Origin of the sequence: Polaribacter vadi, from assembly GCF_001761365.1 — a bacterium.
GTDB classification, from domain to species: domain Bacteria; phylum Bacteroidota; class Bacteroidia; order Flavobacteriales; family Flavobacteriaceae; genus Polaribacter; species Polaribacter vadi.
The window spans coordinates 2,413,327-2,428,267 of the sequence record NZ_CP017477.1 but is presented as its reverse complement, the minus strand read 5'-3'; the positions used below and the strand labels follow the sequence as shown (position 1 = coordinate 2,428,267).

General features: G+C 33.4%; 6 protein-coding genes. All 6 read left to right on the top strand.

Annotated elements, in window-relative coordinates; translation table 11 throughout:
- Nucleotides 1-61: 61 nt before the first annotated feature.
- The 6 genes from LPB03_RS10470 to LPB03_RS10445 are packed head-to-tail and all read left to right on the top strand — an operon-like array spanning nt 62 to nt 14,934.
- Complete coding sequence (locus tag LPB03_RS10470; protein WP_231953091.1) at nt 62-3,292, top strand: glycoside hydrolase family 2 TIM barrel-domain containing protein; 3,231 nt, start codon at nt 62-64, stop codon at nt 3,290-3,292.
- Nucleotides 3,293-6,667: a glycosyl hydrolase gene (locus tag LPB03_RS10465; RefSeq protein ID WP_065319562.1), complete on the top strand. Its 3,375-nt coding sequence runs from the start codon at nt 3,293-3,295 to the stop codon at nt 6,665-6,667.
- Nucleotides 6,664-8,094 (top strand): sialate O-acetylesterase, encoded by a 1,431-nt coding sequence (locus tag LPB03_RS10460; RefSeq protein WP_065319561.1) that lies wholly within the window; start codon nt 6,664-6,666, stop codon nt 8,092-8,094. The genes LPB03_RS10465 and LPB03_RS10460 overlap by 4 nt, the downstream gene beginning before the upstream one ends.
- A 23-nt stretch (nt 8,095-8,117) precedes the next feature.
- Nucleotides 8,118-10,439, top strand: a complete 2,322-nt coding sequence (locus tag LPB03_RS10455; RefSeq protein WP_065319560.1) for a DUF5703 domain-containing protein — start codon at nt 8,118-8,120, stop codon at nt 10,437-10,439.
- Nucleotides 10,440-12,905, top strand: coding sequence for a pectate lyase family protein (locus LPB03_RS10450; protein WP_065319559.1), 2,466 nt, complete (start codon nt 10,440-10,442; stop codon nt 12,903-12,905).
- 10 nt (nt 12,906-12,915) lie between these two features.
- Nucleotides 12,916-14,934 carry an aceric acid hydrolase gene (locus tag LPB03_RS10445; protein ID WP_065319558.1) on the top strand — a complete coding sequence of 673 codons (2,019 nt, stop codon included), beginning with the start codon at nt 12,916-12,918 and terminating at the stop codon, nt 14,932-14,934.
- The last annotated feature ends 7 nt before the right edge of the window (nt 14,935-14,941 follow it).

Sequence of the window (14,941 nt, the reverse complement as noted above, 5' to 3'; positions counted from 1 at the left end):
TAGATAATTAATGAATATAAAAACGCTTGTCATATTAATTTTTGCCTGTTGGATTTCAAATATGAAGGCACAAACAGTTACAGGAGAGCCTGCAGGGATTCCTAATGCCCCTCAGAAATATAAATCTACACCTTGGGAAGATCCGTTGGTAACAAGCATCAACAGGCAACCTGCAAGAGCTACGGCTTATTCTTATAAAACCGTTGCAGATGCTTTAGAAGGGAATAGAGAAAAAAGTCGTTTCATCATGTTAAATGGTGAGTGGAATTTTAAGTATGCAAAAAACTTAGTACAAGCTCCTAAGGATTTTTACAAGCAAGAAGTAAAGGAATGGGATAAAATAGAAGTGCCTTCTAATATAGAATTATTTGGTTACGGAATTCCAATTTACAAAAGTGCTGTGTATCCTTTTAGACCTATCAATCCACCTTTTGTTCCTAAGTATGACAATAGTGTAGGGTCTTATCAACGTAAATTCACAGTGCCTAGTGATTGGCAAAAAGACATGACGGTTACGCTTCATTTTGGAGCGGTTAGTTCTGCTTTTCAAGTATGGATCAATGGCGAGTTTTTAGGGTATGGAGAAGATAGTTTTTTACCATCAGAATTTAACATAACACCATATTTAAAAGAAGGGGAAAATGTATTGTCGGTTCAGGTAATTCGCTATAGTGATGGTGCTTATTTAGAAGATCAAGACCATTGGCGAATGAGTGGGATTCAGCGAGAAGTTTTTGTGATGGCTGAACCAAAACTACGCATTCAAGATTTTTTCTATCAAACAAAATTAGATAAAGAGTATAAAGATGCTGTTTTTCAATTACGTCCAAAATTAGAAAACTTAACTGGAGATACTATTAAGAATGCTTCGTTTGAGTTTCAGTTGTATAATGATAAAAACGAGGCTTTATTTGAAAAACCTATAGATACTTTAGCCAAAGCTATTGTAAATGAAAGTTATCCTCGTTTGGATAATGTTCGTTTTGGTTTTTTTGAAAAGACGATCAAAAATCCTAAAAAGTGGAGTTCAGAAGCACCAAATTTATACACGTTGGTCATGACTTTAAAAGATGAAAATGGAAATATTTCGGAAGTAAAATCTTGTAAAGTAGGGTTTCGTTCTATTGAGTTTTCTAAAGAAAACGGGAAGTTATTAATCAATGGAAAAAAAACATATATCTATGGGGTTAATCGTCACGATCATCATCCTATTAGAGGAAAAGCATTGATGAGAAAAGATATTGAAGATGATGTAAAAACCATCAAACAATTTAATTTTAATACCATCAGAACAAGTCATTACCCTAACGATCCATATTTCTACGAATTATGTGATGCATATGGAATTATGGTGATGGATGAAGCCAATTTAGAAACGCATGGTTTGGGTGGAAAATTGAGTAATGATCCAAGTTGGACAAATGCTTACCTAGAGCGTATGACCAGAATGGTAGAGCGTGATAAAAATCATTCAAGTGTAATTATGTGGAGTTTAGGGAACGAAGCAGGAAAAGGACCAAACCATGCAGCCATGGCTGGTTGGACTCATGATTTTGACATTACAAGACCAGTGCATTTTGAACCTGCACAAGGAAATCCAAGGTTAGACGGATATATTGACGAACGAGATCCAAGATATCCATCCACTGGAGATCATTCACACCGTTTTGAAAACCCAAAAGATGAACCGTATGTAGATATGGTCAGTCGTTTTTACCCAGGAGTATTCACACCACAGTTTTTGGTGGATAATAAAGCGGATACACGACCTATTTTATTTGTGGAATATTCACATTCTATGGGGAATTCAACAGGAAACCTAAAAGAATTGTGGGATGAGTTTAGAAGATTACCTAGAATAATTGGTGGTTGTATTTGGGATTTTAAAGACCAAGGTTTATTAAAGGTAGATGAAAAAACAGGGCAAGAATTTTATGCTTATGGAGGTGATTTTGGAGAAGTAAGACACGATGGGAATTTCTGTATTAATGGTGTGGTAGCATCTGATGGTAGACCAAAAGCAGCGATGTACGAAAACAAATGGGTGTATCAACCTGTGACTTGTCAATTAGATGGAAATACACTAATTATTAAAAACAGACAAGCCATAAAATCGCTGAAAGATTATACTCCTATTTTACAAATTTTAAAAAATGGAAACGTAGTAAAAGAAGTTGTTTTAAAACCTTTTGAATTAACAGCAGGACAAAAAATGGATTTGGATATAAAAAAGTACATCCAGAAACTTAAAGCTGATGCAGAATATTTTGTCAATATTAAATTTCAATTATCAAAAGATGAGCTATGGGCAACAAAAGGACATACTGTTGCAGAAGATCAGTTTTTAATTAAGAAAACTACGACTTCTTATCTTTCTGAAATTGATGGAGAGATAGATGTTTTAGAAAGTAATGATGTTTTTTCTATCAAAGGAAAAAGGTTTAATATAAAAATAGATAAACATAATGGAGCATTAAATTCATATGTTTTTAAGGGGACAGAACAAGTGTTTGCTCCATTAATGCCAAACTTTACACGTCCTTTAACCGATAACGATAAAAAAGGATGGAAGCCACATAAAGTGTTGAAGCAGTGGTATGAAAATAAACCAAAAATAACATCAGTAAAAACTAAAAAAGCAGGAAATGAGATATTGGTAATTTCTAATTACGAGGTGATCAAAGACAGTGCAAATGTTTTTATCACTTACAACATCAAACCGAATGGTTTAATTAGGGTTGATTATGTATTAAACGCTTCTTCTGATTTGCCAAATATTCCGAAAATAGGAATGCAGATGGGGGTTGAAAATAATTTCAATCAAATTTCTTGGTATGGAAAAGGACAATTAGAAAACTATATAGATCGTAGTCACGGGTTTATGGTTAACAAATATTCATTGCCTTTAAAAGATTTTACAGAGCCTTATGTAATGCCTCAAGAAAATGGAAATAGAACCGATGTAAGATGGTTGGCTTGTACAACTTCCACTCAAAACGAAGGGCTTTTGGTTGTAGGAGCACAGCCTTTAAGTATGAGTGTTTGGCCATATACACAAGAAAACTTAAATCAAGCCAAACATACTTTTAATTTGGTTGATGTAGGTTATTTAACCTTAAATATTGATTTGATTCAGATGGGAATTGGAGGAAATGATAGTTGGTCTCCGGTTGGTGCTCCCATGGAAAAATATCAAATTCCGTCAAAAAATTATGAATACAGTTTTTATTTATTACCGTTCAACACAACCAAAAATGGATTAAATAAGAATCTTGAAAAATTTAAGTATTAAATGAACTTAAAACACCTAATATACTTTGTTCTGTTTTTGGTTGTATTTAATTGTAAAACCAACCAAGAGGAAAAGCTGTCATTTTTTGAACCTACGGAAGACTCGTCGAAACCATGGGTGTATTGGTATTGGATGAAAAGCGCCTACTCTAAAACAGGAATTACAGCCGATTTAGAAGCCATGAAACAAGGAGGTATAAGAGGCGCTTATTTAATGACGATTAAAGGCCCTGATGATAAACCGCTAATTGATCCGCCTGTTTTACAATTAAGCAAGGAATTTTGGGACATGGTGCATTGGGCTTTAACCGAAGCCGATAGATTAGGGTTGAAAATCGCGTTTCATGCAGCCGATGGATTTGCAGTAGCTGGAGGACCATGGATTACACCTAAAATGTCCATGCAAAAAGTAGTTTGGACAGATACCATAGTTTCTGACAATGAAACCAATCATTTAAAATTACTCGTTCCAAAGCATTATCAGGATTACTATAAAGATATCGCAACGTTTGCGTTGCCAGTGAAAGAAGTTTTTAAAACTTCAATTAATTTACAGCCAAAAGTAACTTCAACTTTACAAGATTTTGATGCCTCTTTTTTAACGGATAGATCCACTGAAAAAAAACAATTCAGATTGTACGAAAACGGTTGGGTGCAATATAAATTTGAGGATTTTTTCAATTGTAAGTCTATTCAAATTGAAACCAAAGGCAATAATTATCAAGCCCAACGATTATTAGTAGAAGTTAGCAATGATGGTGAAAATTTTACAAGTTTAGGCAGATTGGAGGCACCAAGACATGGGTGGCAAGATACAGATGCTTTTTACACGCACAGCATAAAACCAACTAAAGCAAAGTATTTTCGATTTGTTTACAACCCAGAAGGTACAGAGCCAGGTGCTGAAGATTTAGATGCTGCCAAATGGAAACAGGCTTTAAAAGTGACTAAAATTATACTCTCAAACGAGCCTTTAATTGATAATTATCAAGGGAAATCTGGTGCTGTTTGGCGTATTAGTCCGCAAACAAGAAAAATTAATATGCAGGATGAAGATTGTATTGATGGATCTAAAATGATTAATATTTCAGAATTTGTTGATGCTGATGGTGTTTTAAACTGGAAGGCTCCCAAAGGACATTGGCGTATTTTAAGAATGGGGCATACATCTACAGGTCATGAAAATGCTACTGGTGGTGCCGGAAAAGGTTTGGAAGTAGATAAATTTAATCCGGATGCTATTCGTTTTCAACTCGATCATTGGTTTGGTGAAATGCTTAGAACGGCTGGTCCAGAATTAGTATCAAGAGTGGTTGAAATTTTACATTTAGATAGTTGGGAATGTGGCAGTCAAAACTGGTCGCCTGTTTTTAGCGATGAATTTAAAAAACGAAGAGGTTATGATTTAGTAGATTATTTACCTGTAATGGCTGGGATTCCTCTTGAAAGTATTGAAATGAGCGAGCAAGTTTTGTACGATGTTAGAAAAACCATTTCAGAATTAATTACCGATAATTTCTTCGGAACTTTAGCTGCAGAAGCAAAAAAAGCAGGTGTAAAATTCAGTTCAGAGAATGTAGCGCCTACCATGTTGAGTGATAATTTATTGCATTTTAAAACGGTCGATTATCCAGGAGGTGAATTTTGGTTAAAGAGTCCAACCCATGATAAACCAAATGACATGCTGGATGCTATTTCTGGCGGACATATTTATAATAAAGATATTATTCAAGCAGAAGCTTTTACAGAGTTGCGAATGGATTGGAATGAGCATCCAGGGAATTTAAAAACCTTAGCAGACAGAAATTATGCCTTAGGAATCAACCGATTTTTTTATCATGTATTTGTTCATAATCCGTGGTTAGATAGAAAACCAGGAATGACATTGGATGGCATTGGTACATTTTTTCAACGCGACCAAACTTGGTGGGAACCTGGCAAAGCATTTTTCGATTATTGTCAGCGCGTACAATTTCAATTGCAAAAAGGAAAACCAGTAATTGATTTAGCTGTTTTTACAGGTGAAGAGATTCCGTCGCGTTCTGTTTTACCAGATCGTTTGTTGCCTTTTTTACCAAATATTTTTGGAGAAGAACGTTTGGCTTTAGAAAAAATGAGATTAGAAAATTTAGGGCAGCCAACGGCGACCATGCCTAAAGAGGTGACGTATTCAAAAAACACAACCGATTTGTCGCAATGGGTAAATGCCTTAGATGGCTATAAATACGATTCTTTTAATGCCGATGTTTTGCTGCACAATGCAAAAGTTGTAAACGGTAAAGTGATATTTAGTAATGGGGTTTCTTACAGTATTTTGTTGTTTCCAGGAAAAACAAAAATGAATCCCAATAACAAAATGTCTTTGGCTGTTGCAGAAAAAATTCAAGCATTAATGAAAGCTGGAGCTACTCTTTTAGTTGGTGAAAAACCAAATGGTATTCCAGGAAAATATTCCAAAGAAGATAAAGTAACATGGCAAAAAGCAGTAGATTTTATTTGGAAATCGGATGTAAAACGTTTGCCATATTTAGGAGGTACGTTTTCTGAGTTTGGAGTGGCTCAAGATGTGAAATTTTTGAATTTAGAAAGAAAAGAAGTGGGTTCCATCGCTTGGACGCATAGAGAGAGTAATAAAGAGTCTATTTATTTTCTATCTAACCAAAAACAAGAAAAACAGGATTTAGAAGTTTCATTTCGAGTGTCTGGGAAAACACCGATATTATTCAATCCAGTAACAAATACATATACAGATTTATCAACTTGGAAGATTGAAAATGAAAGAACGATTATTCCAATAAAGCTTGATGCAAATGCATCTTATTTTGTTATATTTAAAGATAATACAAATAAAAAACTTTCAGAAGAAAACAAAAACTGGTCAACATTTGAAACTGTTAAAACTTTAAATCAAGATTGGACCATTCAGTTTGATAAAGCATTTCACGGTCCATCAAAACCAATTGAAATTCATGAACTTTTTGACTGGACTACTTCAACCAATGATAGTATTAAATATTATTCTGGAACCGCTATTTATACCAAAACATTTGATTGGAATAAGGAGGTTGAAAAGGATATGTTCCTAGAGTTTGATGAAATCAATAATATTGCTGAAATCAGTTTAAACGGAAAAGATTGTGGTGTTTTATGGACGTATCCATATAGAAAAAACATTTCAAAAGCTTTAAAAAATGGAGAAAACACCTTGATTATAAAAGTGACCAATACTTGGGCTAATAGATTGATTGGTGATGAAAAACTATCAAAACAAGATCGTTTAACATGGAGCACTGCACCTTATAGGTTAGATGAAACCATGATGGTGAAATCAGGGTTGTTAGGAGATATTAAAATTCAAAAAAAATTAAAAAAATGAGAAAATTAGTGACCATAACAATTGTTTGTTTGTATGCTGTTATGAATATACAAGCAGAAATTAAATTACCTGCTTTGTTTACAGATAACATGATGTTACAACAAGAAAGTATTGTTCCTATTTGGGGTTGGACAAACAAGCATGAAAAATTGACGATTTCTACTTCTTGGGATGCAAAAGAATATCAGGTTAAATCTGATAAACAAGGAAAGTGGAAAACAAACTTAACAACTCCCAAAGCAGGAGGACCATATATAATTATAGTATTAAATGGTAGCGAAATAAAAACCATTAACAATGTGTTGATAGGGGAAGTATGGTTGTGTTCTGGACAGTCTAATATGGAAATGCCTTTAAAAGGTTTTCCTGGACAACCGGTCATAGAAGGGAACGATGCTATTGTTAAGTCATCTAATAAAAATATTCGTTTGATTACAGTACCAAGAGCCACTGTTTTAGAACCAAAAGATGATTTTGAAGGGCATTGGGAGGTAGCAGGTCCACAAACAACAGGTCGTTTTAGTGCCACTGCTTGGTATTTTGGAAGTTTGTTGCAAGAGGTGTTACAAGTTCCTGTGGGGTTAATTCATGTGTCTTACGGTGGTTCTAATGTAGAGGCTTGGATGAATAAAGAAATGTTAGAAGATTTTGATAATACTTTACCATTCCCAAAAACAGAAAGTGATTTAAAAAGCAATCCAAATCGTGTACCCACAACTTTATTTAATGGAATGTTATCACCTGTGATTGGTTATGGAATTAAAGGGGCTCTTTGGTATCAAGGAGAATCTAATTACGAAAGACCTTTTGAGTATAAAGATTTGTTCAAAAAAATGGTAGGGTCATGGCGTGAGTTGTGGAATCAAGGAGCGTTTCCATTTTATTATGCCCAAATTGCACCGTTTAATTATGCACAATTTCATCCAACCGATCAGAAAGAAGAATACAATTCGGCTTATTTAAGAGAAGCACAATTAAAGGCTTCAAAGGAAATTTCTAATTCTGGTATGGCAGTGTTAATGGATGTTGGAGAAGAAAATAATATTCACCCAAATAACAAAAAAGTGGGTGGATATAGATTGGCTTATATCGCTTTGGCAAAAACTTATGGAGTAGATGGTTTTGAATATTTAAGTCCTGAGTTTAATGCCATGGAAATAAAAGGAAGTACGGTAACGGTTTCTTTTAACAATATACCTAATGGAATTACTTCATATAACAAAGAAGTAGTAGGCTTTGAAATAGCTGGAGAAAATAAAGTGTTTTACCCTGCCACAACTTATATGAGAAGAAAATCAGTGATATTATCTTCTCCAAATGTAGAAAAACCTTTAGCTGTTAGGTATTTGTTTAAAGATTTTACCAAAGCAGAAATTTTTAGCACAGGAGGTTTGCCTATGTCCTCTTTTAGAACCGATAACTGGTAATAAATATTGAAGAAAATCAAATCATGAAAAAGATCATAATTTACTTTTTTTGGATGTTTTCGATTATACTAAATGCTCAAATTCCTGAGCTTAACGATTACAATCAAGTTTGGACAAGCCAAAGTAAAAATGCTTCAGAATCTATGCCTCTAGGAGGTGGAGATATTGGAGTAAATGTTTGGGTTGAACAGGGAAGTGTATATTTTTATTTTTCAAGAAGTGGAACCTTTGATGAGCACAATACCCTATTAAAATTGGGTCGTGTAAAAGTGGAGTTAAGTCCAAATCCATTTAAAAATAAAGATGGGTTTCATCAGGAGTTGGTATTACATGATGGTTATGTGAAAATCTCTCAAAATAATACGGACATAAAACTTTGGATAGATGTTTCTCTCCCTGTAATTCATGTAGATATAAAAAGTAAAGAATCTTTAAGTGTAAAAGCCTCTTACGAAAGTTGGAGACATAAAAATAGACCAGTAAAAGGAAAAGCCAATAATGCAAATTCGTACAAATGGGCTCCTCAAGGAGATATTATTACCTATAAAGATTCCATTGATTTTGAAAACAACAGCATTTCTTTTTATCATCAAAATAGAGAAAAAACTGTGTTTGATGTGGCGGTAGCACAGCAACAAATGGGAGTTGTAAAAGACCAAATGATGAATCCTTTAAAGTACTTAACTTTTGGAGGTGTTATGAAAGGAAAAAACATGAAGATTGCTGGAACGTATACTGGAAAATACCAAGATACCGATTTTAAAGGATTTAGTTTAGAGAGTGAAAAACTGAGTAAAAAACATCAATTATCAATTTATTTACATATCGCTCAAAATAAAAGCATTTCGGTTTATAAACAAGGTTTGCAAGATTTTATAGGTTCTTATAAGGCAGACAAAAAAAAAACAAAAAAATGGTGGAATCAGTATTGGGATAGGAGTTTTATTTACACTCAGAATGAAAATGTAAAAGAACAGGATTCTGTATATCAAATAGGACAAAATTATCAGTTGTTTCGTTATATGTTGGGAGCCAATGCTTATGGAAAATATCCAACAAAATTTAATGGTGGTTTATTTACAGTCGATCCGGTTTATACAAAAGAAGATCATCCTTTTACGCCAGATTTTAGAAACTGGGGAGGGGGAACCATGACCCAACAAAATCAACGTTTGGTTTATTTTCCAATGTTAAAAAGTGGTGATTTTGATATGATGGATTCGCAATTGGATTACTATTTAAGTCTTCAAAAAAACGCCGAATTACGCAGTCAAGTTTATTGGAATCACAAAGGCGCTGCATTTACCGAGCAATTAGAAAATTTCGGATTGCCAAATCCTGCAGAATACGAATGGAAACGACCAGAAAGCTATGATCCTGGTATGCAGTATAACGCGTGGCTAGAATACCAATGGGATACCGTTTTTGAGTTTTGTAACATGATGTTGGAGCAAAAAGAATATGCTAAGAAGGATGTAAAAAAATACAATAAATTTATTTTAAGTTGTCTTCGTTTTTTTGATGAGCACTATCAATATCTAGCTAAAAAACGTGGCAGAAAATCTTTAGATGCTAATGGGCATTTAGTGTTGTATCCAGGGTCAGCAGTCGAAACTTATAAAATGGCAAATAATGCCAATAGTACAATTTCAGCTTTAAAAGTCATTTCAGAAAAGTTGCTAAAAGTGTCTTCTAAAGATTTAATTCAAGAAGAAATAGACTATTTAAAAGCATTTCAAACCAGAATTCCGCCTTTAAATTTTAGAGAAATCAATCATCAAAAAGTATTAGCTCCTGCAAAAACATGGGAACGTATCAACAACACAGAACCCGCTCAATTATATCCTGTGTTTCCTTGGAAGTTATATGGCATTGGACAAGCAGATTTGGAAGTTGCTCAAAACACATATTTTTTAGATGAAGATGCACTAAAATTTAGGAGTTACGTGGGTTGGAAACAAGACAATATTTTTGCTGCCAGACTAGGTTTAACAGAGGAAGCTTCAAAATATAATTTGCTAAAAATGGCAAATTCTGAAAGACGTTTCCCTGCGTTTTGGGGACCAGGATTTGATTGGGTTCCAGACCACAACTGGGGAGGTTCTGGGATGATTGGTATGCAAGAGATGTTATTACAAGAAATTGATGGAAAAATTTTATTGTTCCCTGCATGGCCTAAAGAGTGGAATGTACATTTTAAATTACATGCTTCAAGAAATACCACTGTAGAAGTTAAACTAGAAAACGGAAAAGTAAATATTATTCAGGTAACGCCTGAATCACGAAAAAAAGATATTCAAAATCTATTAGAATTAGATTTAAACCAAAAACTAAATTTGAATTAAATGAAAACTATTAATTATATACTGAAATATTTTATAATGACGGTTTGTGTTGTTATAAACATACAATGTCAAACAAAGCAAGATAACACCGTAAAACAAAGTCTTAAAGTAGATTTCGATTTTGCAGGAAGAAGGTTAGATGAAGTTCATGATCCCACATACAAATCATGGGTAATAAATGAAGCAAAAGAAAATGAAAAATCTTTTGACGATGTCTCGATTAAGTTAAAAGGTGATTTTACTTCGAAATGGTTCAAGTTAGGTATGAGTGCACCTCATTATGCTCAGTTGGTGAGCGACGGATTGTTCTCTAAAGCACCATTAGAAATGACAATTTTAGGATTAAAACCGGGAATACATTCTTTAATTACATTTCATAATACCTTCGATAAAATAGGAGATAAAAAGTATACCTCTATAAATATTTATGTAAACGATAAATTAATAAAAACGGTTTCGCAAAGTAATCGTGTATTTGCTAAAATAGCATCTGAAACAGCTTACTTAGAGTTTGAGGCAAAAGAAAATAAACCAGTTATTATTCGTTTTGAAATCAATTCAAAATCAAATTCAGAAATAGCAGAAATGCTTTTTAATGGTTTCGAAATTGATACACCCGATTTAAAAAAACAAACCAATACACCTTTTCCTGAAAATGGAGATGAACACGTTGTAGTTAATAAAGATTTAGAATTAAAATGGGCATCTCCAAAAGGAACGTCTTCATTTCACATGTATTTTGGAGAAGATAAAAATAAGGTGATTAATGCAAATAAAAATACAGATGAATTTAAAGGTGAATTAACTGATAGTAGGTTTGTAGTTTCAGATTTATATAGCATGCAAAAGTATTTTTGGCGCGTAGATGCTATTGATAATAAAGGGAATATTACAAAAGGAAATTTATGGTCTTTGAAACCAGCACAATTAGCATTTCCAGGAGCTGAAGGTTATGGGAGATTTGCTATTGGTGGTCGTGGAGGAAAAGTAGTTACAGTAACTAATTTAAACGACGACGGACCAGGAAGTTTTAGAGATGCTGTAAATCAGGAAATAGGGTCTAAAACCATTATTTTTAATGTATCTGGAAATATTGAATTAAAATCACGATTAGTAATAAATCAACCTTACACAACTATTGCAGGTCAAACAGCACCAGGAGAAGGAATAACAATTACTAGAGCTCCTGTCGGTTTAACAGGTGATGATGGAATTGCTCGTTTTATAAGAGTAAGAATTGGAGCTGGTAGAACTTATGATGGAATGGGGCTTACTGGTGCAAACCATAGTATTATTGATCATTGTTCTATTAGTTGGACAATTGATGAATCTTTCAGTTCAAGAGGAGCTCATTATATTACTTTACAACGTACTCTAATTTCTGAAGCATTAAACGTAGCTGGTCATGGTAAATATGAAAATGGAAAAATGCATGGTTATGCTGCAACTATTGGAGGAGATATAGGAAGTTTTCATCATAATTTACTAGCACATAACTACGGAAGAAACTGGAGTATGGGAGGTGGATTAAATGGTGATGGTTATTACTCTGGTCGTTTAGATATCAGAAATAATGTGGTATATAACTGGGGACATAGAACTACTGACGGAGGAGCTAATGAAGTAAATTTTGTGAATAATTATTACAAGCCAGGTGGTGCTTCAGATATTTTTATAGCCTTAACAGCTGATCACGAAGGCGTAGGAAAAGGAAGTCAGCGTTATTTTTTCAAAGGAAATGTGATGCCTGGATACTTTGATGAAAATAGTCAAGAAAAAGGAAGAAGGTCTAAGATAAGAAATAATGAAATAGTGAAATATGAGACTTTTGTAGATGAACCATTTTTCCTATCATATATAAATACACAATCTGCCAAAGAGGCTTATAAAAATGTACTATCTGATGTTGGTGCTACTCAGCCATTTTTTGACAAACACGATCACCGTATTATAAAGGAAACTTTAAAAGGAACACACAGTTTTAAAGGAAAGAAAAGTAATTTACCGGGGATGATAGATACAGAAAAAGATGCAGGCGGTTTTCCTGATTATGTAAGTGAAATAAGACCTAAAGATTGGGATACAGACAATGATGGGTTGCCAAATTGGTGGGAAACAATACATAATTTAAACGTAAATTCTACTGAAAATGATTTTTCAGATTCAAATTTAGATGATGATAAAAATGGCTATACACAATTGGAAGAATACTTACATTGGATGGCACAACCTCATTTTTTTATAAATGAAAATGACATATTAGATTTAAAATTAGTAAACTATTTTAAAGGTTTTGAGAAAAAACCAAAATACAGCTTCTCTAATGTTAAAAATGGAGAGATTTCCATTAAAAAAGATAAACTTGAATTTAAAGCAATATCAAAAGGGATGAGTTCTTTTGAGATAAAAGTGATAGATGCAGATGGAGATTCAATGACACGTAAAATCAATGTATTTGTAAAATAAAAACAATCAAATGAAAAAAAACATCATAGTAATATTCAGTTTATTTCTTGTAAATACTTTTGGTTTTTCACAGAATAATGGTTTGGTAGACAATTCAAATAGTCCACATACAAAATTGAAAAGCGTTAATTTACAAGATGTTATTTGGACTGATGGTTTTTGGAAAATCCAATTTGATGTAGAAACCCAAAATACACTGCCATATATGTGGGATCTATATCATAATGATACCATTTCACACGCCTATAAAAATTTCGAAATAGCTGCAGGTTTAATGAAAGATAAACATGCGGGTCCTTCATTTCATGATGGCGACTTTTACAAAATTTTGGAAGGAATGGCATCTGTCTATGCAATTACAAAAAATCCCAAACTAGACAAACAAATAGATGAAGCAATTGCATTATTTACAAAAGTGCAAAGAGCAGATGGTTATATAAATACACCTGTTTTAATTGAGGAGCGTTGGGGTACTTTAGGACCAGAAGAGTTAAAAAAGCAATTGGGTTTCGAGAAATACAACATGGGACATTTAATGACTTCTGCTTGTGTGCATTACAGAGCTACAGGTAAAACTAACTTTTTAGATGTTGCCAAAGGTGTAGCAGAATTTTTATATGATTTTTATAAAAAAGCATCTCCAGAATTGGCAAGAAATGCTATTTGTCCTTCTCATTACATGGGTATTATCGAAATGTATCGAACAGTAAAAGACCCTCGCTATTTAGAGTTAGCAAATAATTTAATAGATATACGTGGCACTACCAATGATGGGACGGATGATAATCAAGATAGAATTCCATTCCGAGAACAAAAAAATGCTATGGGGCATGCAGTAAGAGCCAATTATTTATATGCAGGAATAGCAGATTTATATGCAGAAACAGGTGAAGTAAAGTTAATAGAAAACCTAAATTCTATTTGGAATGATGTAGTGTATAGAAAAATGTATATCACAGGTGGTTGTGGTTCTTTATATGATGGGGTTTCTCCAGATGGAACTTCTTATAACCCAAAAGATGTTCAAAAAATACATCAAGCTTATGGTAGGCCTTTTCAATTACCAAACGCAACTGCTCACACAGAAACGTGTGCTAATATTGGTAATGTATTATGGAATTGGAGAATGTTGCAACTAACTGGCGATGCAAAATATACAGATGTTATGGAATTAGCTTTGTACAATAGTGTTTTATCCGGAATAAGTTTGGAAGGGACAGAGTTTTGTTATAATAATCCTTTAAATGTTTCAGACAATTTACCTTTTACACAACGTTGGGGTAATCAACGAGAAGGCTATATTGCTTGGTCAAATTGTTGTGCACCAAACGTAACTCGAACTTTAGCTCAGGTTAATAATTATGCTTATAATGTTTCAGAAAAAGGGTTGTATGTAAATTTATATGGAAGCAATGATTTAAAAACAAAATCTTCAAAAGGTGAACTTATTGAAATTGAGCAAAAAACAAATTATCCATGGGATGGAAATATCACTTTAAAAATTGTAAAAGCACCTAAAAAAGACTTTTCAATCTTTGTTAGAATTCCAGGATGGAGTACAAATTCAGAGATAAAAATAAATGGGAAGAAAGTAAGTGCTGATTTGAAATCAGGAAGTTATGCTGAACTTTCCAAGAATTGGAAAAAAGGAGATGTTATTGAATTGAATATTCCAATGCCTGTGGAACTTATGCAAGCAAATCCTTTAGTAGAAGAAACTAAAAATCAAGTTGCTGTAAAAAGAGGGCCTGTTGTTTATTGTATAGAGTCTGCGGATCTTTCAGAAAAAACAGATATCAATAGTATTGTTTTGGATGTGAATTCTACGTTCAATACAGAGAAATTTAATCTTAAAAATAGAGAAGTTGTTTGCATAAAAGGAAAAGCTTTTGTTGAAGACACAAACTGGACGAAGGCACTATATAAACCTTTAAATAGGGATAAAAAACAAATCGATATTACGCTGGTTCCATATTATTCTTGGGGGAATCGTGGTAAAGGAGAAATGACTGTTTGGATGCCTTACTAAAATATAA

Bases quoted from the DNA above. Each gene is read 5' to 3' on its own strand.
- LPB03_RS10470 (WP_231953091.1), top strand. From the start codon at position 62: ATGAAGGCACAAACAGTTACAGGAGAGCCTGCAGGGATTCCTAATGCC.
- LPB03_RS10465 (WP_065319562.1), top strand. From the start codon at position 3,293: ATGAACTTAAAACACCTAATATACTTTGTTCTGTTTTTGGTTGTATTT.
- LPB03_RS10460 (WP_065319561.1), top strand. From the start codon at position 6,664: ATGAGAAAATTAGTGACCATAACAATTGTTTGTTTGTATGCTGTTATG.
- LPB03_RS10455 (WP_065319560.1), top strand. From the start codon at position 8,118: ATGAAAAAGATCATAATTTACTTTTTTTGGATGTTTTCGATTATACTA.
- LPB03_RS10450 (WP_065319559.1), top strand. From the start codon at position 10,440: ATGAAAACTATTAATTATATACTGAAATATTTTATAATGACGGTTTGT.
- LPB03_RS10445 (WP_065319558.1), top strand. From the start codon at position 12,916: ATGAAAAAAAACATCATAGTAATATTCAGTTTATTTCTTGTAAATACT.